The following is a 21352-nucleotide window of genomic DNA, read 5'->3' as shown; positions in this document are numbered from 1 at the left end:
CTAGCGGCTGCCACCGACACTACTGCGCAGCGGCCCGGCGCCGGAGGTGGCGCACGTTACGGGGTGGGCCTGTCGAAGAAGTCGCGGGCCTCGTCGGCCGGGGCCTTCGCCGGGGCCGGAGTGTGCGTTCGGGCCGGGGCGGCAGGCGCCGTGTCGCCGCGATTCCCAAGGTCAGCCGGGTCGTCAAGGTCACCGACGTCGTCGCCGTCGGCGACAGCGCCGCGCTCGTCCGGTGCCGCAACACCGGCAGCTGCCGGCGCGGAGGTGTGGGCAAAACCACGGAACACGAGGCCGGCCACCGCGGCACCGACTAGCGGCGCCACCCAGAAGAGCCAGAGCTGGCCCAGGGCGTCGGGGCTGCTGAACAGCGCGGACGCCGTCGCGCGGGCCGGGTTGAACGGGGCGTTCCCGATGCTCTGGCCCAGCTGCAGCAGCACGGCCATGCTCAGGCCGACGGCGAACGGCGCGGCAGCCCTGGCCGGGTTGCGCCCCGCGGTGGTGCCAAGGTAGACCGCCACAAGCAGCGCGGCGCCGAGAACCTCGACCAGCAGCACGCCGGGCATCGGGGCCTGGATGACCGAGCGTGCGTCAAAGCCGGCCGCCACGGTGTCGAAGGCCGCGCGGGTTCCGTTGAGCTTTGGGACGGTGCGCAGGATGCCAAACAGCGTCAGCGCGCCCAGCAGGGCCCCTGCCAACTGCGCCCCGAGGTAGGCGGCGGCCTCGACCGGCCGGATCCGCCCCGCGATCAGGTTCCCCAGCGTCACGGCGGGGTTGTAGTGGCCGCCGGAGAGGTAACCGAAAGCAAGCATGGCCGCGGTGAGGGCCAGGCCGGCCGCCAACGACGCGGACATCGGGTTGTACTGCGGTACGGCGAACAGCGGCACGCCCAGGCCCACGGCCACGACGAACAGGGTCCCGAGCGCCTCGGCGGCGAGCCGGGCGGGGAGGCCGGGCTGCCGGTCGTCGAGGACGGTGAACGGCTGCGCGCCGTCGGGCCCGGAGGCTGGCACAGGCATGGTCATGTTCTCGGAATCCTTCGCTTGGGGTCTGGGGCCGCCAGCAGTCTGCCAGCGGAGTCTGGACGTTGGCTGGGTCCGAGCTTAGCGGCCCAGCGCCAGCGCGGCGACCGTGCTCCCGGCCAGCGCGATGACAGCGGCGGCAGCGTACCGCATCAGGAGCGCCGGGGGTGCCGCAGAGCCCCGGCGCAGCTCCCGGCCCCGGACGAACACAACGCCGGCCAGCACGGCGGTGGCGGCCATCGCCGTGAGGGCGCTCAGCCCCGTAAGGTCGACCCCGGAGGGCGGCGGGACAGTTCCGGCGCGCACCCAGCTCCGCCAGACCAGGAGGTCCACGACGACGAGCGCCAGCAGGGTGCGCCGCCAGGCCAGGGAGGTGCGCTCCGGCTGGAGCCCGGGATCGCGGTGCGCCGGGACGTGCGCCGGAGGGTTCACCGGGCCAGCAGGATCAGGCCGGCCAGGATGAACGCCGCGGCGGCCACCCCCACCGTCATCACCAACAGGACACCGGAGAACGGCAGCTCCCGGTTGTTCCGCATAGCCGCCTCCATCAGCCCCCAGCGCCGGTAGGAAAGCGCCGCCAGCCCCGCCCCGATCAGCGCCAGCACAACGCAGATGATGATCCGAACGGGACCCGGCGCGATGTTCGGGGCAAGCTGGTCAATGGCGAGCGCCCCGGCGATCAGCGCCAGCGAGGTCCTGATCCAGGCCAGGAAGGTCCGCTCATTGGCCAGCGAAAACCTGTAGTCAGGCGTGCTGCCGGCCTTCCGCCACGCTGGTTCGCGCATCCCTCTCCCCTCGTTGAGTCCGCAGTCCCTGCGGCTGGCGCCTTGGTCCGCCACACCAACAGCACCCTACCGGGACCGGACGGGGCATTGAGGACCGGACGGTCCCCCGGGGTAAATTTGAGGGCATGAGTATTGAGCCCGGCAGCCCCGCCGCCGAGACCCCCGCGGCGGCCCCCGCCCCCTCCCACGAATCCCGCATCCACGGCTGCCTGCTGGGCGGCGCGCTGGGCGATTCCCTGGGCTACGCCGTGGAATTCGACACGATCGACGCGATCCGCGCCGCTTTCGGGCCCGAGGGGCTGCGCGACTTCGCGGCGCTGGACGGCGGCAGTCACTTCTCTGACGACACGCAGATGACGCTGTATACGGTGGACGGCCTGCTGGAGGCGCTCGAGTGGGCCAACTCGGGCGTGGCGGCGGACACCAATGCCTGCCTCTGGCTCGCCTACCTGCGCTGGCTCGGCAGCCAGGGTGTGCCGATTCCCGACTCCGCGCCGTTCCAGCCGCCGCGCTGGATCGACGGCCACGAGGTGCTCCGGCACCGCCGCGCGCCGGGCAACGCCTGCCTCAGCGGCCTCGCCACCGGCGAGATGGGAACCGTGTTCCGGCCGGTCAACCCGGAGTCCAAGGGCTGCGGCACGGTGATGCGTTCGGCGCCGTTCGGGCTGATTCCCCACATCGCCGCCGACGCCGTCTACAAACTCAGCGCGGACGCCGCATCGTTGACCCACGGGCACCCCTCCGCCCGGCAGAGCGCCGGCGCGTTCAGCCTGCTGATCCATTCCCTGGCCAACGGCGCCGCCCTGCACGAGGCAGCCGGCGCCGCGCTGTCCCGGCTGCAGGCCGGCCGGCTGCCCCGGGGCGAGGAACCCGATCCGGCGCTGCTGGAGCGGCTGGAGGCGTCCCTCCGCCTTGCCGCTGGCACAACCGGCGACGGCGGGCTACTGGGCGCCGAGGAGCTCGTCCGGGAACTGGGCGAGGGCTGGGTGGCCGAGGAGGCCCTCGCCGTCGGCCTTTACGCGGTGCTGGCCACCGCCCCGGGAACGGAGACGGCGGCTGCCGCCGGGCCGGAGGAGCACTTCCGGGCGGCGATCGCGGTGGCCGTGAACCACAGCGGTGACAGCGATTCCACCGCCTCGATCGCGGGCAACATCCTGGGCGCGTACTACGGCGAGGAGTGCCTGCCGGCGGACTGGCTGACGGCCCTTGAGGCGCCCGAGGTGATCCGCGGCATGGCCGCGCGGCTGGCGGCGGTTACGGGCGCCTAAGCGAAATGTTGTTGCAGGCTTCGCAGACATCCTCGGGGATGAGTCCGCGGCGCTGCAGCATCCCGAAGATCGCGCAGCCGAGGCAGAACCCGGCGAAGGCCTCCAGGGACGCGGCCACGATCAGGGCCGCGAGCAGGATCCAGGCGGCCGGGGAGATGCCGGCGGCAAGGAGGACGGCGGCCGTGGTGGACAGCGCCGCGCCGATGCCCTGGGCAAAGCGCTTCGGCGGCCCGGGGACCAGGCGCTTTTTGCCCAGCCACGGCGTCAGGACCTTGACCGAGAGGATGCCGAAGGGCGAGATCCGCGGGCCGAACAGCACACGCAGCCAGAAGCCCGCCGCGATCACCGCCAGCCCCCAGCCGAAACCGGTCAGGAGCGTCGCGAGGGAGAGCAGCACCACGAGGGCCGCGGTGATCCGCGCAGAGTACTCGTTCACCGGATTCGGGAAGGCAAACACCTTGCCCCAGTCCACTCCGCCCAGCGGGCCGGCGGCGGGCGCCTGTGCGGCGCGGGCCGGTGCGGCGCCGTTTTCCGCGGTGCGGGCCTGTGCCGAGATCAGTTTGCTCATCAGTCAAGGCTAGAAGCGGCCCGGGCCGGGACGAAATGATTGTTGCGCCGTGTGACCCCGGCTCAGCTGGCCGCGGCCACGTGGCCGCCCACCATCTGCAGGAACTCCCCCTCGGAGACCACCTCGATCCGCTGGCCGCGTTCATGCAGTTCAAGCACCCGGCGCGCCTTGCCGGTCAGCCGGCCCGAGCGCAGGTCCGCCGCGACAAAACCGTCCCCCACCACCAGGACCGTGGTGCGGGCGGTGACGCGGCTCTCGGGCCGGGCGCCGAGCTCGGCCGAACGCAGCTTTGCCTCAGGTCTCGGAATCGCCAGTTCCCCGGTGAACACCACGGTCTGCCCGAACAGCGGATGGCCCGGTTCGGCCTCGGCATTGGGTTCCGGGTTCTCCCCCTCCTCCGGCCAGCCCGGCCGGAACGGGCGGGCGGCCGCGAGCGGTCCCTGGCCGGCGGCCAGCGCCCCAAGCGCCGACCGGGTGGCCTTGGAGAGCGGGTCGCAGCGCGGGTCAAAGGCCGGCTGGCGGGACAAGGCCAGCCCCAGCGAGAGGTAGAGCTCGGCGATGCTGGCGGCGCCGTTGCGGGCGGCGATGTCGATCAGGATGCCGGCGCAGGCGCGCGCATCCTCGGCGGCGTCGTGGTGGTTCAGCAGCGGGACCCCGGCCTCCGCGGCGGCGTAGGGCAGTGAGTTGGACACCAGCGAGTAGCAGCGCCGGGACAGCATCACGGTGCAGACGTAGTCATAGGCGGGGCCGGGCAGCCCGGACACCTCCAGGCCGGACCGGATCACGCCCAGGTCGAACGCGGCGTTGTGGGCGGCCAGCACGTCATCGCCGATGAACGCGCCGATCTCCGGGAAGAGCTCACCGAAGCGGGGCAGGCCGGCCACCTGCTCGGGCCGGATCCCGTGGATCCGGACGTTGTGGTGGTCAAAGGCATCGTGGTTGGCGGGCGGTCGCATCAGCCAGGAGGCTTCCTCCACGACGACGCCGCCGCGCACCTTGCTCAGGCCCACGGCGCACGGCGAGCCGCGGAAGCCGTTCGCGGTCTCGAAGTCGATCGCCGTAAAGTCCAAACCCACGCTCCAACTTTAGCGCCGCTCCGGGCCCGGACCCGTCAAGTACCCTAGATAGGTGAACCTTTATACGCTGCACGACGCCGCCGTGACCACGCTCGCGGGCGCCGGACCGGTCCAGCCGCATCTGTCCTCGCTCCTGCCCGACTGGCTCAATCCCCAGGTCTTCCTGGCCGACCCGGCCCTGGCGCCGTGGGTTGTGCTCCTGGTCTGCGGCATCATTTTCGCCGAAACCGGCCTGCTGATCGGCTTCTTCCTGCCGGGCGATTCGATGCTCTTCACGGCCGGGCTGCTCGTCGCGACGGACACCATCAAGTTCAACATCTGGGCGTTTGCCGCGCTGATCATCGTTTCGGCGATCATCGGCAACCAGACCGGCTACCTGATCGGTTCCAAGGCCGGTCCCGCCATCTTCAACAAGCCCGACTCCAAGCTGTTCAAGCGCGAAAACGTGGAGAGCGCCCACGCGTTCTTCGAAAAGCACGGCGGCAAGGCGCTGATCCTGGCCCGCTTCGTCCCCATCATCCGGACCTTTGTGCCGGTGATCGTCGGCGTGGCCCAGATGAGCAAGCGCAAGTTCTTCCTCTACAACGTGATCGGCGCCGTGCTCTGGGGCGGCGGCGTCACCCTGCTTGGCTACCTGCTGGGCGACAGTGTGCCGTGGGTGCGCAACAACCTGGACATCATCTTCATCGCGATCGTCCTGCTCTCCGTCATCCCGATCGGCATCGAAGTGGTCCGCGGTTTCATCGCCAAGCGCCAGGCGGCGAAGTACGGCACCGACGTCGTCGAGGAGTTCATCGAGGAGCACGAGCCCGAGGAAGAGCGCAAGACGCCTTAAATTCGGTCCGGGAAGGCATTCACTCCCCGAAAAAAGGATGGCGCCCCAGGCGGGGCGCCATCCTTTTTTGATCCGGCGGCCGGGACTACCTGCCCGCCAGCGCCTCGACGATGGCCGGCAGCAGCGCCCGGAAGGCGTGGCCGCGGTGGCTGATGGCGTTTTTCTCTTCGGCGCTCAGTTCGGCGCAGCTGCGGTCCAGTCCGCTCGGCTGGAGCACCGGGTCGTAGCCGAAGCCGCCGGCGCCGCGCGGTTCACGCAGCAGCGTGCCTTCCAGCTGGCCGTACTCGACCACCTCGCGGGCCTGCCCGCCGTGCTGTGCGGGCACTGCCAGCGCCGCGGCGCAGACAAAGGCAGCGCCGCGGTATCCGTCCGGCACGTCGGAGAGCTGGTCCAGCAGCAGCCGCAGGTTCGCGGCCTCGTCCCCGTGCCGTCCGGCCCAACGGGCGGAGAAGATCCCGGGCGCGCCGCCGAGGACGTCCACGGCCAGGCCGGAGTCGTCGGCGATCGCGACGAGGCCGGTCGCCTCCGCCACCGCCCGGGCCTTGAGCAGCGAGTTCTCCGCGAACGTCACCCCGGTTTCGACGACGTCGGGGGCCCCGACGGCGCCGGCGTCCACCACCTGTGTGTCGACGTCGAGCCCGGGCAGCTGCCCGCGCAGCAGCTCCCGCAACTCCCGCAGCTTGCCCTGGTTGTGTGTGGCAAGGACGAGCACCGGGCGGGGCTGCCGGTCCGCTGTGGGGGCGCCGCTCACGGGGCCTCGGCCAGGGTTTCGCGCTGGATGGCGGCGAGCTGCTCGGTGCCGAGCAGGGCCAGGTCCAGGAGCTTGTTGAGCTCGTCCCGGTCAAAGGGGGCGCCCTCGGCGGTGCCCTGGACCTCAACGAACTTGCCCGAGCCCGTCACCACGACGTTCATATCGGTCTCGGCCCGGACGTCCTCCACATACGGCAGGTCCAGCATCGGCACGCCGTCGATGATGCCCACCGAGACGGCCGCGATGGTGTCCACCAGCGGCTGGGCGTTGCGGGCGATCAGTTTGTTCTCGCGGGCGAAGCGGATGGCCTCGGCGAGCGCGACGTAAGCGCCGGTGATCGCCGCGGTGCGGGTCCCGCCGTCGGCCTGCAGGACGTCGCAGTCCAGCACGATCGTGTTTTCGCCGAGGGCCTTGGTGTCGATAATCGAGCGCAGCGAGCGGCCGATCAGCCGGGAGATCTCGTGTGTGCGGCCGCCGATTTTGCCCTTGACGGACTCCCGGGCGGAGCGGGTGTTGGTGGCCCGCGGCAGCATGGCGTATTCGGCCGTGACCCAGCCCCGGCCCTCGCCTTTGAGCCAGCGCGGCACGCCCTCGGTCAGCGACGCCGTGCAGAGCACCCGGGTGTTGCCGAACTCGATCAGCGCCGAGCCTTCGGCCTGCTTAGACCAGCCGCGAGTGATGCTGATCGGGCGGAGCTGGTCGGGGGTGCGGCCATCGGCGCGGATGACGGGGGCAGTGAGGGCTTCGGAAGTCATGCCTTCCAGCATATCGACTCGGCGCGGCGGCCTCTTCCGCCACCCTCCCGCAGATCCTGCCGCCCCCACCACAACCCTCCCGCAGATCCTGCCGCCCCCACCACAACGCCCCCGCAGCTCCTGCCGCCCCAAACACAATGCTCCCGCAGCTCTGAAGGGAGCACCGGCGGGTTTCCGGCCAAAGTCGCGGGAGGATCGGCGCGTTGCCAGCCACAGGTGAGGGAGGATCGGCGGGATTCCTGCCGAAGGTGCGGGAGCGTCAGCAACATTCCAGCCGAAGGTGAGGGAGGGTCCCGGGGTGGCGCGGCTCAGACGGTGTAGTGCACGCCCGCGACGGCGACGGCCACGTGCTGGCCGAAGACCTCTTTGGCCTCGGCCGTCACGGTGGTCGGGGACGTCCAGACCGGGATGTGGGTCAGCAGCAGGCGACGCGCTCCGGCGGCCACGGCGGCTTCGCCGGCACGTTTGCCGGTCAGGTGGACGTCCTTGATGCCGTCGTCGCGGCCTTCCTCGAACGCCGCCTCACAGAGGAACAGGTCGGCGTCGCGGGCGGCGTCCTCGAGGCCGGCGCAGGAGTCGGTGTCCCCGGAGTAGCTCAGCACCCGTGTGACCGGGGAGCCGTCCTTGTCCGGCTCGGTCACCTCCACCCGCAAGGCGTAGGCCTCCTCGACGGGGTGGTTCACCGCGAACGGGGTGACGGTAAACGGGCCCATAGTCACCGGCTTGCGCTCGGACCAGTTGCTGAAGTCGAATTCCTCGTGCATGCCCGGGTCCAGGTCCAGGCCGTAGGCGGTCGCCATCCGGTCCGCGGTCGCCGCCGGTCCCCAGACCGGGATCCGGCCCCGGCCCCAGCCGCCCGGCTTCCAGCGCACCGCGACGTGCAGCCCGCACAGGTCCATGCAGTGGTCCGGGTGCAGGTGGGTCAGGAAGATCCCGTCGATGTCCTCGAGGTCGGTGTACCGCTGGATCGCGCCGAGGGCGCCACTGCCGAGGTCAAGCACAATCTTCCAGCTCCGCTCGCCGTCGTGCGCGGTCAGCAGATAGCACGACGCCGGCGAGCCGGGACCGGGAAAGGACCCGGTACACCCCACGATGGTCAGCTTCACAGGCCGGACCCCCGGAGCCCGGTCAGCGGCGCCCCGTCGGCGGAGACAATATCAGCGGAGACGAAGTTGGAGATGCGCGGCCGGTTCGCGCCGGCCTGCGCCGCCGCAATCATTTCCGGGGTGATCCGGGCGAGGCTGCCCGTGGGGTACTGCGCCGCGACATGGTCCACGTGGCGCACGCTGAGCACCTCGGGGCCGAGGAAGCGGCGGGCGAGGTGCTCGAACTGCGCGGCGTCGCCGGTGGCGATGAAGTGGTGCTCGGGCGCGGTGCTGCCCGTGCGCTCCAGTCCGCGGGAGGCGAGCGCCCGGTAAACGTCCTTGGCGGTCTCCTCCGCGCTGGAGACAAGCGTGACGTCCTCGCCCATGACGTAGGAGATGACGCCTGTCAGCAACGGGTAGTGCGTGCAGCCGAGCACCACGGTGTCCACCCCGGCGGCCTTGAGCGGCTCAAGGTATTCGCGGGCGACGGCGAGCAGCTCCGGTCCGGTGGTAATGCCGGCCTCCACGTAGGGCACAAACGCCGGGCAGGCCACGGAGGTGATGTGCAGGTCCGGCGCCGCCGCGAAGGTGTCCTCGTAGGCGCGGGAACCGACGGTGGCAGAGGTGCCGATCACGCCGACCCGGCCGCTGCGGGTGGCGGCCACCGCGCGGCGCACGGCCGGCTGGATCACTTCGATCACCGGGATGCCGTACCGGGCCGTGTAGCGTTCCCGGGCGTCGCGGAGCACGGCGGCGGAGGCCGAGTTGCACGCGATGGTGAGCAGCTTGACGCCCGAATCCACCAGCTCGTCCATCACGCCCAGGGCATTGGCGCGGACCTCGGCGATGGGCAGCGGGCCGTAGGGACCGTGCGCGGTGTCGCCGACGTAGAGGATGGATTCGTTGGGCAGCTGGTCAATGATGGACCGCGCCACCGTGAGGCCGCCGACGCCGGAGTCGAAGACGCCGATCGGGCGCTCCCCCAGCCCGGCATTTCCGGCGCTGCCCGCTGCGGTCTCCGCCGCAGCAGACGCTGCCGGATCCGTGCTCGATGCTGAAGTCATGATTATTCGAGGATAGGGCTTCGCCACAGGCGCGGCCATCACATTGTGTCGCGCAACTCGTGTCTGATGGGTCACACGGGCTTTCGGACGTGCGGCGCGCGGCAACCCCCTGCCCTGTGATGCCGGACCGCCGCCGCCTGCGCCTGTATGCTGTGGGCTCCGTCGAGAAATCGGCGGCGTTTGTCGCGCCCCGCGGCGGACGCAACCGGTGAAAGGACCGCCCATGGCATGCGACGGCTGCACGACGTCGTCAAAACTCGACTTCGATTTCAGCATGGCCTTCCAGCCCATCTATGACGCGGTTGCCGGTCGCGTCTGGGGCTACGAAGCGCTGGTGCGGGGCGTGTCCGGCGAGGGGGCTTACCACGTCCTGTCACAGGTGGCACCCGAGCAGAAGTACCGCTTCGACCAGGACTGCCGCGTCAAGGCTATCGAACTGGCGTCGCGGCTGTTTCCTGCGGGCGAGGATTTGATTCTCTCCATCAACTTCATGCCGAACGCGGTCTACGAACCGGCGGCATGCCTGCGGGCGACGCTGCTCGCGGCCCGGCGCTGCAGTTTTCCGACGTCGTCGATCATGTTCGAGTTCACGGAGAACGAGGAGGTTTCCGACACCTCCCACCTCACCAACATCATCACCGAATACCGCAAGCACGGGTTCACCACGGCCATCGACGACTTCGGCGCCGGCCATGCCGGGCTGGGGCTCCTGGTCGACTTCCAGCCCGACCTGATCAAGATCGACATGAAGCTGATCCGGGGAATCGATGCCAGCCCGGCGCGCCAGGCCGTCGTCGCCGGCATCATCGGCATCGCCGGGGAGCTCGGCATCACGGTTCTCGCCGAAGGCATCGAAACCGAGGCGGAGTACCTGGTCCTGAAGGACGCCGGCATCCGGCTGTTCCAGGGCTACTGGTTCGCGAAACCCGCCTTCGAGGAGCTTCCCCGGATCGATGCCGTGCCGGTTTCCGTGCCCGTGTCCGGCGCCGCCACTATCGCTTAGCGTCCGGCGGGGTTCACCACCGTCCGCCGGGGAGAACCCCTAGGCGTCGAGCGAGGCCAGCATCGCCTGGACCAGGGATTCCTGCAGCCAGGTGGTGAAGTTGTAGACCAGCGCCAGGTAGCTTTCGACGTCTTCGGCCTGGGACCAGTCCTGCATCCGGTGCACATGCTCGGCGTCGGCGTCGTCCCGGATGTCGAGGCGTTCGGCGAGCACCAGCCGGACGTCGTTGAGCGCCGTGGACCAGTGCCGGGCGTCGGCGGGCGTCAGCACCAGCTCGTCCTTGTCCAGGCCGAGGGCTGCGGCCTTGAGCGCGCCGATCTTGCCCTCGCGCAGTGAGCGCTCGGTGTAGCGGCGGAACTCGAGGGAGGCCTCGTCGTCGTCCTTCATCACGTTCGGCAGCAGCCGCCGGAGGGCCCGGTCGGACGGTTCGCGGGCCTCGCTGTCGAGCCCGACGAGCGCGGCGAGCGGATCCTGGTTGGGGCGTTCCTCCGGCTCCAGCATAGAAATGACGTCATCGAAGAGGCTGCGCAGCAGGTCCCGCTCGGCCGGCTCCAGGTAGCCAGTGATGCCCTTGAGGCCGGATTTAAATGCCTTAGCCACGTTTTCCCTTGCCTTTGCCTGATCCGCTGCCGCCGCCGGCGCCGCCGCTGGCCTGCTCCACGGTGGCCCACAGGCCGTAGCCGTGCATGGCGACCGCGTGCTGTTCCACCTGTTCCTTGCTGCCGTGCGCCACGATGGATCGGCCCTTCTTGTGCACCTCGAGCATCAGCTTGTTGGCCTTCGCCTCGGAGTAGCCGAAGTAGCTGCGGAACACGAAGCTCACGTAGCTCATCAGGTTTACCGGATCATTCCAGATCACGAGGTTCCAGGGGATGTCCGGGGCGGTCAGGACGTCGGTGGACGCCGCTGTTCCGGTCTGGGTGCTCTCCTGGGTGTCAGGGCCGAGCGCAACGCTAAGGGTCATCTGTCCATTCTATGGGGAGGCTGGGCCCACGCAGGCGAGGGCCCCGCGGCGAAGCGAAGCGAGACGTGGGAGCCGGTGGGGATTAGAGTGAATTCGTGAGTACCTCTGCCGGCTGGGACCATCCCCGCACGTCCCTGTACACCGACCATTACGAACTGACCATGCTGCAGGCCGCGCTGCATTCGGGCGCCGCGCACCGCAAGTCGGTGTTCGAGGCCTTCGCCCGGCGGCTGCCGGACGGGCGCCGCTACGGCATCGTGGCCGGCACCGGCCGGCTGCTGGAGGGGATCGCCGGTTTCCGCTTCGGCGACGCCGAACTGGACTTCCTGCGCCGCACCAAGGTGGTGAACGAGGAAACCCTGGAATATCTGGCCAACTTCTCCTTCTCCGGTGACATCTGGGGCTACGCGGAGGGCGAGGCGTACTTCCCCAACTCCCCCATCCTGATTGTCGAATCCACCTTCGCCGAGGCCTGCATCCTCGAGACCTACATCCTCTCGATCCTCAACCACGACAGCGCCATCGCCTCCGCGGCCTCCCGGATGATCACCGCCGCCGGCACCCGGCCGTGCGTCGAGATGGGCTCCCGCCGGACCCAGGAGGAATCCGCCGTCGCGGCCGCCCGCGCCGCCGTGATCGCCGGCTTCGACAGCACCTCCAACCTGGAGGCCGGCCGGCGCTACGGGATCAAGACCGTGGGTACGGCCGCCCACTCCTTCACCCTGCTGCACGACACCGAGCGCGAGGCGTTTGAGGCGCAGATCGCCTCGATGGGCGCCGGCACCGCGCTGCTCGTGGACACCTACGACGTCGAGGCCGCCGTGCGTACCGCGGTCGAACTGGCCGGCGACAAGCTCGGCGCCGTGCGCCTGGACTCCGGCGACCTGGTGGCCCAGGCCCAGTGGGTCCGGCAGCTCCTGGACGATCTCGGCAACGAGAACACGAGGATCATCGTCACCTCGGACCTGGACGAATTCGCCATTGCCGCCCTGCAGTCCGCCCCGGTGGACTCCTACGGCGTCGGCACCTCGCTGGTGACCGGCTCCGGCGCGCCGACGGCCAGCATGGTCTACAAGCTGGTCAGCCGCACCGACGACAACGGGGACTTCGTTTCGGTGGCCAAGGCGGCGAAGAACAAGACCAGCAAGGGCGGCCGGAAGTATGCACTGCGCAAGCTCAACGAACGCGGAACCGCCAGCCAGGAGATCGTCGGGATCGGGCACCGCCCGGACGACGACGGCAACGACCGGCCGCTGCTCCAGCAATTCATCAAGAACGGCGAACTGCTGCCCGGCTGGACCGGGCCCGAGGGTGTGGTGCGGGCGCGGCAGCGCCACGCGGACAGCATGCGGGAGCTCCCGGCCGTGGTCAACCGGCTCCAGCGCGGTGAAGCGGCCATCCCCACCATCTACGAGGAGGACTGAATGTCCCGTGCCCTGATCATCGTTGACGTGCAGAACGATTTCTGCGAGGGCGGGACGCTCCCGGTCGAGGGCGGGGCAGCCCTGGCCGCCGAGATCAGCGAATACGTCGACGCCCACCACGGCCAGTTTGACCACATCGTCGCCACCCAGGACTGGCATATCGACCCGGGAGCGCACTTCTCGGAGCAGCCGGACTTCGTCGACAGCTGGCCGCCGCACTGCGTGGCAGGCACCCGCGGCGCAGAGCTGCACCCGGATCTGGACACCGAATACATCCAGGCCTATTTCCGCAAGGGGCAGTTCACCGCGGCCTACTCCGGCTTCGAGGGCCTGCTCGCCCCGGACGACGCCGTCCCCACCGGCGACCGCACGCCCGGCTCCCTGCCCGTGGGCGGCGCCGACGCCGCCGGGGCCTTCGCCGTGGACGAGGACGCCATCGGCCTGGACGACTGGCTGCAGAGCCACGACGTCGAGGAGGTGGTGGTCGTGGGGATCGCCACCGACCACTGCGTGAAGGCCACAGCGCTGGACGCCGTCCAGGCCGGCTACTCCGTCACCGTGCCGCGCGGGCTCACCGTGGGCATCGCGGAAGACCTCGACGACGCCTTCGCCGAGATGGAGCTGGGCGGCGTCGACCTCGCCTGAGCTCGTCGCCGACTCCGCCCGCACAGTAGACTCGGAATCCTTGCCAGTAAACGCCTGACCGTAAAGCCCCGGAGTACACCATGAAGAAGATCCTGACCGTCCTGATCGCTGCCGGGACCCTGCTCGGCGCAGCCGCCTGCTCGGCCCCGAAGATGACCAGCGAGGAAACCTGCGCCCGCATCAAGACCATCACCGCCTCGCCCACCTCCAGTTCTGACAAGTTCGGGATGACCCGGCTGGCGAACCAGATCCGGCCCATCGAGGCGACCGCGTCCGAGGAACTGCAGGCCCCGCTGCAGTCGATTGTCGACTACCTTGACGAGTCCGCGAAGAAGGACCCGGACTCGGCCAAGCTCGAGGAGCTGAAGGCCAAGTACACCTCGGCGGGCCAGACCTTCTCCCAGGCCTGCGGCGCCGCCCAGTAACGGCGGGCGCACCAGCGCACGAAAAAGGGACCGGTCGCCCGGTCCCTTTTTTGTGCCATTTTCTGCGCCGGCCGCTACTTGCGGCCGATAAACCAGTCCTGGAGCTTCCGGAGCCGGGTCTGCAGCTGCTCCTCGTTGGCCTGCGCCACCGCCGGGCCGCCGCACACGGTGCGGAGTTTGGTGTGGATGACCCCGTGCGGGGTGCCCGTCCGCGCCGACCAGGCCGCGACGTTTTTGGCCAGTTCGGTGCGCAGGTCCATCAGCAGCCGGTGGTCCGGCACCGCCGGCGCAGCCTCGGCCGCCGCGGCCTGCGGCGCGCGCTTGTTCTTCCGGTTGAGCTGTTCGTGCTGGCGCTGGCGGAGCAGGGTGCCGACCTGTTCGGCGTCGAGCAGGCCGGGGATGCCGAGGAAGTCCAGCTCGTCCTCCGAGCCCACCTCGCCGCCGGTGCCGAACTCGCCGCCGTCGAACAGGACCCGGTCGAAGGAGGCCTGCGAGTCGAGCGCCTCGAACTTGCCCTTCATCAGGGTGTCGGAGGCCTTCTCCTCGCGGTTCGCCTCGTCCATGAGCGAATCCTCGGGGTTGAACAGCCCGTCCGCATCTTCCTTCTCCGGGCGGTCCAGGGCATGGTCGCGCTCGGCCTCCATCGAGTTCGCCAGCGCCATCAGCTGCGGCACGGATGGCAGGAACACCGACGCCGTCTCGCCGCGCTTGCGGGCACGCACGAAGCGGCCCACGGCCTGGGCGAAGAACAGCGGGGTGGAGGTCGAGGTCGCGTACACACCGACGGACAGCCGCGGGACGTCCACGCCTTCGGAGACCATGCGCACGGCCACCATCCAGCGCTTTTCACTGGCGGAGAACTCCTCGATCTTGGACGAGGCCTTGGCGTCGTCCGAGAGGATCACCGTGGGCGACTCACCGGTGATCCGCTTCAACTGCCCGGCGTAGGCGCGGGCGTCGTCGTGGTCGGTGGCGATGACCAGGCCGCCGGCGTCGGGCACGGTGCGCCGCACTTCGCTGAGCCGCTTGTCCGCCCCGGCCAGCACGGCCGGGATCCACTCGCCGGCCGGGTTCAGTGCCGTCCGCCAGGCCTGGGACGTGATGTCCTTGGTGACGGCGGCCTCGCCGAGGGAGGCGGCCATCTCATCGCCGGCACTGGTCCGCCAGCGCATCTGGCCCGAGTAGGCCATAAACATCACCGGCCGGACCACGTGGTCACGGAGGGCCTTGCCATAGCCGTAGGTGTAGTCGGCCTTGGACCGGCGGATCCCGTCGCGGTCCTCGGCGTACTCGACAAACGGGATCGGCGACGTGTCCGAGCGGAACGGGGTACCCGTCAGCGAAAGACGCCGGGCCGCGGGATCGAAGGCCTCGCGCAGCCCGTCACCCCAGGACAGGGCCTCGCCGCCGTGGTGGATTTCGTCCAGGATCACCAGCGTGCGCGCCGCCTCGGTCTTGGCCCGGTGCAGCATGGGCTTGCTGGCCACCTGCGCGTAGGTGACCGCGACGCCGATGAAGCCCCGGCCGTGCTGGCCGTCGGCGTTCTTGAAGTTCGGGTCGATGGCGATGCCGACCTTCGCGGCGGCGTCGGCCCACTGCCGTTTCAGGTGGTCCGTCGGGGCCACAATAGTCACCCGGTTCACCACTCCGGCCTCGATCAGCATGGACGCCACCCGCAGCGCGAAGGTGGTCTTGCCGGCCCCGGGCGTTGCGACCGCGAGGAAGTCCCTGGGGTGGGTGCTGAAGTAGCTGTCCAGGGCTTCCTGCTGCCAGGCACGAAGTTTCGGCGCGGTGCCCCAGGCGGCCCGCTCGGGGTACGCCGGGGGCAGGACGGGCCCGCCAAAGAGTGTCTCAGTCACCTAGGACCCCTCCCTTCCGCGCACGTCAGCCGGTTCCGGAGAAACCCTAGTAAGCACAAAAACACCAATCTTTTTCGGATGAACCGGACTGCAGGGACGCAAAGCAGCCGGTTTCTGCCCGCGACGGATCAACGCCACGGGGGCCTGAGCGCGCAGGCCTTATTTGCCCGAGTCCCCGCCGTCGTTGCCCGGGCGGAGGCCCTCGTAGACCTCTTTGCACTCGGGGCAGACCGGGAACTTCTTCGGGTCGCGGCCGGGCGTCCACACCTTGCCGCAGAGGGCAATGACGGGCTCCCCCGACAGCGCGGATTCCATGATCTTTTCCTTGCGGACGTAGTGCGAGAAGCGCTCCCGGTCGCCCGGTTCAACTTCCTGCCGCAGTTCCTCGCGCTCAATGGTCGCCGTCGACGTCCCGGCTCCGGAGAGCTCACGCATCGGGTCGTTTTGGAGTGGATCCGTCATGCTGGTCATGCCACCCATCTTAGCCGCTGGATCGGACAGAATCGCGACGGCGGCATCCGCCGTCGGGCACTTGGGCGCCGTTACAGGCCCTGCCAGCGCGGCTTGTTGTCGTAACTGTGCCGGTAGTAGTCGGCGAGTCGCAGCGAGGACGCCGCCGCCTCGTCCAGCAGGACCGTGACGTGCGGATGAAGTTGCAGGACCGAGGCCGGGCAGAGGGCGGCCACCGGGCCCTCCACCATGTCCCGGACAGCTTGCGCCTTCTGCGCCCCGGTGGCGAGCAGGATCACATGCCGAGCCTCGAGGATGGTGCCCAGGCCCTGCGTGATGACATGGTGCGGCACCTCCGCCAGGGTCGTGAAAAAGCGGGCGTTGTCGCGCCGCGTCTGCTCCACCAGGGTCTTGATCCGGGTCCGCGAGGCCAGCGAGGACCCCGGCTCGTTGAAGCCGATATGGCCGTCGGTGCCCAGCCCCAGCAGTTGCAGGTCCACTCCTCCGGCCGCCCGGAGGGCCTCCTCGAAGGCCCGGCAGGCGGCGGGGATGTCCGCGGCGTCCCCGTCGGGCCCCTGCACGTTCTCCGGGCTGATGTTCATCCGCCCGGTGAATTCGCGCCGGATCACCTCGCGGTAGGACGCGGGATGGCCGGCGGGGAGCCCCACGTATTCGTCCAGGCTGAAGGCCCGGACCCGGCTGAAATCCAGGCCCCGCCGGTGCCGCTGCTCGAGCTCCTCGTACACCGGCAGCGGCGAGGATCCGGTGGCCAGGCCCAGGACGGCGTCGGGCCGGGTCCGCAGCAGGGCCTCGACCGCGTCCGCGGCGAGGGCGGCGATCGGCCGGCCGCCCGGAAGGATCACGACTTCCATGAACCGCAGGCTATCCTACTCGGGCCGTTCCGGCCCGGGCCCTCGGACCCGGTCAGCGGTTGACGGCCAGCTGGGCGAGCAGCTCCGGCGTTCGCGCGTCGAACCATTTGCCGCCCAGGCGCACCCCGGTGACAAACAGGGCGAAGCCCAGGACCGGGCCCACGCCCAGGCAGATCCAGCCCGGCACCGCGCCGCCGCCGGCGAGCTGCACCGCCACCAGCGCCAGCTCGGGGCTGACCAGCAGCAGCAGGACCGCCATGCCGCCGAACTGGACGGCAAGGGTCTGCGCCACGTTGCCCGGGGGCTTCTTGAAAGGGCTCTCGCCGGGCAGCGGGACCGGCATGGTGTAGCGCGCCGAGACCACCGAGGACAGCCCCAGCCCGGTGAACAGCACCCCCAGGGCCAGGCCCAGGATGCCGGGCAGCAGCGCCCAGTCGCCGGTGAAGAACAACGGGAGGACACTGAAGGCCAGCACCACCGGCAGGGCGAACACCAGGCAGGCCACGGCCCGTCCGAGCCGGTCGTGCAGGCCGCGCACCCCGGCGGAGACGTGCAGCGCGAAAGCCGTGCTGTCGTAGGAGACGTCGGAGGAGATGGACCAGGCGAGCAGGAACGCGGTCAGCGGTCCGACGAACAGCAGGATGCCGTAGAACCCCGACTGGCTGGCCTGGAACAGCAGCAGCACGGGCAGCAGCGGAACCACCACCAGCGCACCGGCGTAGCGCGGATCGCGCAGCCAGTAGCTGAGCGAACGGGCCACGATCGCGCCCGTGGGCGTGGCCGGAACAATCCCGAACAGCCCCAGGCCAGACGCCTTCTTCTTGGCGGTGCCGGTGTAGGGCGGAGAGATGAGCGCCCGCTGCAGCAGCACCTTCCAGCACAGCGCCAGCCCGGCGAGGCTGGCGACGGCGATGAGCAGCTTGAGCGCCGCGGGACCGTAGTGGCCGGCGGCGAGTTCCCCGCCCAGGGCCCAGGCCGCCCCCGCGGGCGTCCACTCCAGGAACCGCGCCAGGTCCCCCATAAAGCCCGGGGATCCGGCGATCCCGCGGGCGACGCCGGCCACGATCGGGCCCATCAGCACCAGCGGGATCAGGAACGCTACCCCGCTGACGTCCTTGAACCGCCGGGACGTGGCCAGGCCCGCCGTGCCGGCCGTGACCACCTTGGAGAGCACCACGCAGGTCAGCACCCCGAGGACCGCGCCGACCAGGGCCCCGGCGGCGGCCGGGAACCCCCGTGACCAGGTGCCCACCGTGGCCAGGGCGACGAGCGCCGTCGATGCTCCGGGGATGCCGATCAGCCCGGCCAGGGCCAGGCCCGCGAGCAGCTGCGGCACCGGCACGGCGAAGGTCGTAAAGCGGGCCGGGTCCAGTGTCAGGTCGGCCGCGGAGGCCACAATCGGGATAACCGCCCAGCCCAGCACCGCGGCGGCGCCTCCCAGCACCACCACCGTCTGCGCCGTGGCGACGTCGGCCTCGCGCAGAAGCAGCAGCCCCGCGACGCCCACGCCCACGATGCCGAGGGCGTACAGGGCCCCGATGGCCAGGCCCACCAGCTGCCAGGGGCTGCGCCGGAGGCTGTTGCGCAGCAGCGTGAGCTTGAGCCTCAGAAGGTGCGCAACCATTCCAGCCCTTCCGCGTGGCTGCGGCCGCCGACCAGCTCGACGAACCGGTCCTCCAGCGACTGGCCGGCACGCACCTCGTCCACGCTGCCCGCGGCCAGCACCCGGCCGCCCGCCACTACGGCGACGTGGTCGCACATCCGCTGCACAAGGTCCATTACATGGCTGGAGACGATGACCGTTCCCCCGGAGGCGACGTAGCGGTCCAGGATGTCACGGATGTTGGCCGCGGAGACCGGGTCCACCGATTCGAACGGCTCGTCCAGCACCAGCAGCCGCGGCGCGTGGATCAGGGCCGAGGCCAGGGCGATCTTTTTGGTCATGCCCGCGGAGTAGTCCACCACCAGCGTGCCGGCGTCCTGGCTGAGGTCCAGCGCGGCGAGCAGCTCGGCGACCCGGGACGCCACCACGTCCCGTTCCATCCCGCGCAGCAGGCCCGCGTAACTCACCAGCTGTTCGCCGGTCAATCGGTCGAAGAGCCGGACCCCGTCCGGCAGCACGCCCATCAGCTTCTTGGCCTGCAGCGGGTGCTGCCAGACATCCACGCCGTGGACCAGGGCAGTGCCGAAGTCCGGCCGCAGCAGCCCGGTCGCCATCGAGAGGGTGGTGGTCTTGCCGGCGCCGTTGGGCCCGACGATCCCGTAGAAGGAGCCCGCCGGCACGTCGAGGCTGATGCCGTCGACGGCGATCTTCGGGCCGAAGCGTTTGGCCAGCCCGCGCAGGGCGAGCGCCGGAACGGGCGGTTGCTCGAGAGTCATGTCGTTAGACTAACCGCCGCGGAGCCTAGAACGTATGACGCGGGATGGCCCGTTCGTACTGCGGCGGCCAGGGGAGCTCGTGCCCCAGTTCGAAGGCCGCCCGCAGCCACCAGTGCGGGTCCCGCAGCGCGGCCCGGGCGATGAAGACGCCGTCGGCCTGCCCGGTGGCAACGGCGTGCTCGGCCTGGCCGGCGGAGGTCAGCAGTCCCACGGTGCCGGTGCGGACCCCGGCTTCGCGCCGAATCCGGGCGCTGAAGCCAGTCTGGTAGCCAGGGCCCACCGGAATCGACTGGTGCGCCACCGCCCCGCCGCTGGAAACGTCCACGAGGTCCACCCCGTGCTCGCCCGCCGCCCGGGCCAGCCGCACCGAGGCCTCGGCGTCGATCCCGCCCTCGGCCCAGTCCGACGCGGAGATGCGCAGCAGCAACGGCATGGAATCGGGGATAACGGCCCGCACGGCGTCAACGACGGCCAGGGTCAGCCGGTTTCGGCCCTGCTCGTTCCCGCCCCAGCTGTCCGTGCGGTCGTTGACCAGCGGGCTCTGGAACTGGTGCAGCAGGTAGCCGTGGGCGCCGTGGATCTCGATCGTGTCGAAACCGGCACCGACGGCGCGGACGGCGGCGGCGGCGAAGTCGGCGATGACGGCGTCGATCTCCTCCTCCGTCATGGCCGAGGGCGGGGCGTAGCCGTCGAAGGCCCCGGTACCCGGCCCGACGGTGCTCCAGCCGCCGTCGGAAGCCGGGACCGTGCCGCTCTTGCCGGAGAACGGCCAGTAGGAAGAGGCTTTGCGTCCGGCATGGGCCAGCTGGGTGCCGATCTTGGCGTTGGCCGAACCGTGGCGGTGCACGAACGTCACAATCCGCTCCCAGGCCTCGGCCTGGGCTTCGTTGTAGAGGCCGGCGTCACGCGGGCTGATCCGGCCCGCGGCGTTGACGGCGGCGGCCTCGGTCAGGATCAGGGCGGCTCCGCCGGTGGCAAACGAGCCGAGGTGCATCAGGTGCCAGTCATTGGGCACCCCCTCGCCGGTCTCCGGCTCGCAGCTGTACTGGCACATCGGCGAAACCCAGCCGCGGTGCTCCAGCCGCAGCGAGCGCAGCTCCAGCGGGTTGAACAGGGCCGACCCCACTAGAACAGCACCCGGGCGAGGTTCTGCCGGGCCTTGGCGACGCGCCCGTCCGAGGTTCCCACGACGTCGAAGAGCTCCAGCAGGCGCACCCGGGCGGTTTCGCGCTCGGGTCCGAAGTTCCGGCCGATGAACGTCACAATGCGGCCCAGGCCGTCCTCGACGTGGCCGCCGGCGATGTCCAGGTCGGCGACGGCCAGCTGGGCTTCAAGGTTGTCCGGTTCTTCGGCGGCGCGGCCGCGGAGTGCGTCCGTTTCGGCGGCGGACAGCGCTTGCAGCCTGCCCATCAGCTCCACCTGCGCCAGGCCCGCCTTGGCCTCGGCGTCGGCCGGCATCTCGGTCAGCGCCTGCCGGTAGGCCGCCGCGGCGCCGGCGTAGTCGCCTGCCTCGATCGCGTCGAACGCCTGCTGGTGCAGCGGCGGCAGCGGCGGAGCCTCGGGCTCGGCCGCGCCGGAGCCTGCTCCGATCCGGCCGGTCACGCCGTTGGCGGCGGCCACCTTGAGGAGTTCATCGAACAGGCTGCGCACCTGCGCCTCGTCGGCCCCGCCCTGGAACAGCGGCACCGGCTGGCCCTTGACCAGGGCGACGGCGGTCGGAACGGCCTGCACCTGGAAGGCCTGCGCGAGCTGGGGGAAGACGTCGATGTCGGCGGCGCCCAGGACCAGCCGGCCCTCATAGCCCTCCACGATCTGCTCCAGCGCGTCGACCAGTTGGGCCGAGCCGGGTGAATAGCCAGCCCACAGGGCAATCACCACGGGGACCTTGGCGGAGAGGTCCACGAGTTCCTGGAAGTTGGCCTCGGTCACGTCCACCCGCAGCGCCGCAACGGCGCCGTCCGGGGCACCGGCAGCGGGACCGGTTCCGGGGGCGGGCGGCTGGCCGGCAGCCGACGGCGGGGCGGGGCGCTGCTTCAGCGAGGAAAGGTCGACGGCGCCCCGCAGGTTGAGCGGGTTGGCGGCAGCTGGCGGGACCGGGCGGGAAGCTGGCGAAGTCATAGCTCCA

The 21352-nt window shown here is 70.4% G+C and carries 24 protein-coding genes; 6 read left to right on the top strand and 18 right to left on the bottom strand.

Annotated features, from left to right (window positions below; genetic code table 11):
- Nucleotides 1–56 precede the first annotated feature (56 nt).
- The 3 genes from E7Y32_RS11370 to E7Y32_RS11360 form a co-directional block, all read right to left on the bottom strand.
- Nucleotides 57–1022, bottom strand: a complete 966-nt coding sequence (locus E7Y32_RS11370; RefSeq protein WP_146337210.1) for an MIP/aquaporin family protein — start codon at nucleotides 1020–1022, stop codon at nucleotides 57–59.
- A 78-nt stretch (nucleotides 1023–1100) separates the two neighbouring features.
- Nucleotides 1101–1451 carry a DUF202 domain-containing protein gene (locus E7Y32_RS11365; RefSeq protein WP_146337209.1) on the bottom strand — a complete coding sequence of 117 codons (351 nt, stop codon included), beginning with the start codon at nucleotides 1449–1451 and terminating at the stop codon, nucleotides 1101–1103.
- Nucleotides 1448–1804 carry a YidH family protein gene (locus tag E7Y32_RS11360; protein WP_146337208.1) on the bottom strand — a complete coding sequence of 119 codons (357 nt, stop codon included), beginning with the start codon at nucleotides 1802–1804 and terminating at the stop codon, nucleotides 1448–1450. Before E7Y32_RS11360 ends, E7Y32_RS11365 begins: the two co-directional genes overlap by 4 nt.
- 125 nt (nucleotides 1805–1929) lie before the next feature.
- On the opposite strand from E7Y32_RS11360, the gene E7Y32_RS11355 reads away from it, so the two are divergent.
- The gene (locus E7Y32_RS11355; RefSeq protein ID WP_146337207.1) at nucleotides 1930–3072 is read left to right on the top strand and encodes an ADP-ribosylglycohydrolase family protein; all 1143 of its coding nucleotides are present in this window, start codon (nucleotides 1930–1932) and stop codon (nucleotides 3070–3072) included.
- Here E7Y32_RS11355 and E7Y32_RS11350 read toward each other — a convergent pair.
- Both E7Y32_RS11350 and E7Y32_RS11345 read right to left on the bottom strand, forming a co-directional pair.
- Nucleotides 3059–3640, bottom strand: a complete 582-nt coding sequence (locus E7Y32_RS11350; RefSeq protein WP_146337206.1) for a DUF4395 domain-containing protein — start codon at nucleotides 3638–3640, stop codon at nucleotides 3059–3061. The two genes, E7Y32_RS11355 and E7Y32_RS11350, sit on opposite strands and share 14 nt — an antisense overlap.
- A 62-nt stretch (nucleotides 3641–3702) precedes the next feature.
- Nucleotides 3703–4716 (bottom strand): exonuclease domain-containing protein, encoded by a 1014-nt coding sequence (locus E7Y32_RS11345; protein ID WP_146337205.1) that lies wholly within the window; start codon nucleotides 4714–4716, stop codon nucleotides 3703–3705.
- 67 nt (nucleotides 4717–4783) lie between these two features.
- On the opposite strand from E7Y32_RS11345, the gene E7Y32_RS11340 reads away from it, so the two are divergent.
- The gene (locus tag E7Y32_RS11340) at nucleotides 4784–5551 is read left to right on the top strand and encodes a VTT domain-containing protein (protein WP_146338551.1); all 768 of its coding nucleotides are present in this window, start codon (nucleotides 4784–4786) and stop codon (nucleotides 5549–5551) included.
- An 85-nt stretch (nucleotides 5552–5636) separates the two neighbouring features.
- On the opposite strand, the gene rdgB is transcribed toward E7Y32_RS11340, so the two are convergent.
- From rdgB to murI, 4 genes are all read right to left on the bottom strand, one after another.
- Entirely contained in the window at nucleotides 5637–6302 is a 666-nt protein-coding gene (gene rdgB / locus E7Y32_RS11335) for an RdgB/HAM1 family non-canonical purine NTP pyrophosphatase (RefSeq protein WP_146337204.1), read from the bottom strand.
- Nucleotides 6299–7057 (bottom strand): ribonuclease PH, encoded by a 759-nt coding sequence (gene rph / locus E7Y32_RS11330; RefSeq protein WP_146337203.1) that lies wholly within the window; start codon nucleotides 7055–7057, stop codon nucleotides 6299–6301. The genes rdgB and rph overlap by 4 nt, the downstream gene beginning before the upstream one ends.
- Nucleotides 7058–7365: 308 nt before the next feature.
- Nucleotides 7366–8163 (bottom strand): MBL fold metallo-hydrolase, encoded by a 798-nt coding sequence (locus E7Y32_RS11325; protein WP_146337202.1) that lies wholly within the window; start codon nucleotides 8161–8163, stop codon nucleotides 7366–7368.
- Nucleotides 8160–9245 carry a glutamate racemase gene (murI, locus tag E7Y32_RS11320; protein ID WP_395940421.1) on the bottom strand — a complete coding sequence of 362 codons (1086 nt, stop codon included), beginning with the start codon at nucleotides 9243–9245 and terminating at the stop codon, nucleotides 8160–8162. The genes E7Y32_RS11325 and murI overlap by 4 nt, the downstream gene beginning before the upstream one ends.
- Before the next feature lie 184 nt (nucleotides 9246–9429).
- Between murI and E7Y32_RS11315 the strand changes: the two genes are divergently transcribed.
- A complete protein-coding gene (locus E7Y32_RS11315; RefSeq protein WP_146337201.1) occupies nucleotides 9430–10209 on the top strand; it encodes an EAL domain-containing protein in 780 nt (259 codons plus the stop codon).
- A 39-nt stretch (nucleotides 10210–10248) separates the two neighbouring features.
- On the opposite strand, the gene E7Y32_RS11310 is transcribed toward E7Y32_RS11315, so the two are convergent.
- Both E7Y32_RS11310 and clpS read right to left on the bottom strand, forming a co-directional pair.
- Nucleotides 10249–10809 (bottom strand): DUF2017 domain-containing protein, encoded by a 561-nt coding sequence (locus E7Y32_RS11310; RefSeq protein ID WP_146337200.1) that lies wholly within the window; start codon nucleotides 10807–10809, stop codon nucleotides 10249–10251.
- Complete coding sequence (clpS, locus tag E7Y32_RS11305; protein WP_146337199.1) at nucleotides 10802–11173, bottom strand: ATP-dependent Clp protease adapter ClpS; 372 nt, start codon at nucleotides 11171–11173, stop codon at nucleotides 10802–10804. The genes E7Y32_RS11310 and clpS overlap by 8 nt, the downstream gene beginning before the upstream one ends.
- Before the next feature lie 95 nt (nucleotides 11174–11268).
- On the opposite strand from clpS, the gene E7Y32_RS11300 reads away from it, so the two are divergent.
- From E7Y32_RS11300 to E7Y32_RS11290, 3 genes are all read left to right on the top strand, one after another.
- The gene (locus E7Y32_RS11300; protein WP_261382420.1) at nucleotides 11269–12597 is read left to right on the top strand and encodes a nicotinate phosphoribosyltransferase; all 1329 of its coding nucleotides are present in this window, start codon (nucleotides 11269–11271) and stop codon (nucleotides 12595–12597) included.
- Entirely contained in the window at nucleotides 12598–13242 is a 645-nt protein-coding gene (locus E7Y32_RS11295) for an isochorismatase family protein (protein ID WP_146337198.1), read from the top strand.
- A gap of 80 nt (nucleotides 13243–13322) precedes the next feature.
- A complete protein-coding gene (locus E7Y32_RS11290) occupies nucleotides 13323–13667 on the top strand; it encodes a hypothetical protein (protein ID WP_146337197.1) in 345 nt (114 codons plus the stop codon).
- Nucleotides 13668–13741: 74 nt separating this feature from the next.
- Here the strand turns inward: E7Y32_RS11290 and E7Y32_RS11285 are convergent, their stop codons facing one another.
- The 7 genes from E7Y32_RS11285 to E7Y32_RS11255 all read right to left on the bottom strand — a co-directional run bounded on the left by E7Y32_RS11285 (nucleotide 13742) and on the right by E7Y32_RS11255 (nucleotide 21345).
- Nucleotides 13742–15526, bottom strand: coding sequence for a DEAD/DEAH box helicase (locus E7Y32_RS11285; RefSeq protein WP_146337196.1), 1785 nt, complete (start codon nucleotides 15524–15526; stop codon nucleotides 13742–13744).
- A 159-nt stretch (nucleotides 15527–15685) separates the two neighbouring features.
- Nucleotides 15686–16006: a DUF3039 domain-containing protein gene (locus E7Y32_RS11280; RefSeq protein WP_146337195.1), complete on the bottom strand. Its 321-nt coding sequence runs from the start codon at nucleotides 16004–16006 to the stop codon at nucleotides 15686–15688.
- Between the two features lie 62 nt (nucleotides 16007–16068).
- Nucleotides 16069–16848 carry a glucosamine-6-phosphate deaminase gene (gene nagB, locus E7Y32_RS11275; protein WP_146337194.1) on the bottom strand — a complete coding sequence of 260 codons (780 nt, stop codon included), beginning with the start codon at nucleotides 16846–16848 and terminating at the stop codon, nucleotides 16069–16071.
- A 52-nt stretch (nucleotides 16849–16900) separates the two neighbouring features.
- Nucleotides 16901–18472, bottom strand: coding sequence for a transporter (locus tag E7Y32_RS11270; RefSeq protein WP_146337193.1), 1572 nt, complete (start codon nucleotides 18470–18472; stop codon nucleotides 16901–16903).
- Nucleotides 18454–19227, bottom strand: coding sequence for an ABC transporter ATP-binding protein (locus E7Y32_RS11265; protein ID WP_146337192.1), 774 nt, complete (start codon nucleotides 19225–19227; stop codon nucleotides 18454–18456). Before E7Y32_RS11265 ends, E7Y32_RS11270 begins: the two co-directional genes overlap by 19 nt.
- A 25-nt stretch (nucleotides 19228–19252) precedes the next feature.
- Nucleotides 19253–20353: an NADH:flavin oxidoreductase/NADH oxidase gene (locus E7Y32_RS11260; protein WP_146337191.1), complete on the bottom strand. Its 1101-nt coding sequence runs from the start codon at nucleotides 20351–20353 to the stop codon at nucleotides 19253–19255.
- Complete coding sequence (locus tag E7Y32_RS11255; RefSeq protein ID WP_146337190.1) at nucleotides 20353–21345, bottom strand: tetratricopeptide repeat protein; 993 nt, start codon at nucleotides 21343–21345, stop codon at nucleotides 20353–20355. The genes E7Y32_RS11260 and E7Y32_RS11255 overlap by 1 nt, the downstream gene beginning before the upstream one ends.
- Between the last annotated feature and the right edge of the window lie 7 nt (nucleotides 21346–21352).

Origin of the sequence: Arthrobacter sp. UKPF54-2, assembly GCF_007858535.1 — a bacterium.
Taxonomy (GTDB): Bacteria; Actinomycetota; Actinomycetes; order Actinomycetales; family Micrococcaceae; genus Arthrobacter.
Note: the sequence above shows the minus strand (reverse complement) of the source record. Positions and strands in the feature narration are given on the sequence as shown.

Coding starts and splice junctions, on each gene's coding strand:
- E7Y32_RS11370 (WP_146337210.1), bottom strand. CDS start 1,022: ATGACCATGCCTGTGCCAGCCTCCGGGCCCGACGGCGCGCAGCCGTTC.
- E7Y32_RS11360 (WP_146337208.1), bottom strand. CDS start 1,804: ATGCGCGAACCAGCGTGGCGGAAGGCCGGCAGCACGCCTGACTACAGG.
- E7Y32_RS11355 (WP_146337207.1), top strand. CDS start 1,930: ATGAGTATTGAGCCCGGCAGCCCCGCCGCCGAGACCCCCGCGGCGGCC.
- E7Y32_RS11350 (WP_146337206.1), bottom strand. CDS start 3,640: ATGAGCAAACTGATCTCGGCACAGGCCCGCACCGCGGAAAACGGCGCC.
- rph (WP_146337203.1), bottom strand. CDS start 7,057: ATGACTTCCGAAGCCCTCACTGCCCCCGTCATCCGCGCCGATGGCCGC.
- murI (WP_395940421.1), bottom strand. CDS start 9,245: ATGGCCGCGCCTGTGGCGAAGCCCTATCCTCGAATAATCATGACTTCA.
- E7Y32_RS11315 (WP_146337201.1), top strand. CDS start 9,430: ATGGCATGCGACGGCTGCACGACGTCGTCAAAACTCGACTTCGATTTC.
- clpS (WP_146337199.1), bottom strand. CDS start 11,173: ATGACCCTTAGCGTTGCGCTCGGCCCTGACACCCAGGAGAGCACCCAG.
- E7Y32_RS11295 (WP_146337198.1), top strand. CDS start 12,598: ATGTCCCGTGCCCTGATCATCGTTGACGTGCAGAACGATTTCTGCGAG.
- E7Y32_RS11290 (WP_146337197.1), top strand. CDS start 13,323: ATGAAGAAGATCCTGACCGTCCTGATCGCTGCCGGGACCCTGCTCGGC.
- E7Y32_RS11280 (WP_146337195.1), bottom strand. CDS start 16,006: ATGGGTGGCATGACCAGCATGACGGATCCACTCCAAAACGACCCGATG.
- nagB (WP_146337194.1), bottom strand. CDS start 16,848: ATGGAAGTCGTGATCCTTCCGGGCGGCCGGCCGATCGCCGCCCTCGCC.
- E7Y32_RS11270 (WP_146337193.1), bottom strand. CDS start 18,472: ATGGTTGCGCACCTTCTGAGGCTCAAGCTCACGCTGCTGCGCAACAGC.
- E7Y32_RS11265 (WP_146337192.1), bottom strand. CDS start 19,227: ATGACTCTCGAGCAACCGCCCGTTCCGGCGCTCGCCCTGCGCGGGCTG.
- E7Y32_RS11255 (WP_146337190.1), bottom strand. CDS start 21,345: ATGACTTCGCCAGCTTCCCGCCCGGTCCCGCCAGCTGCCGCCAACCCG.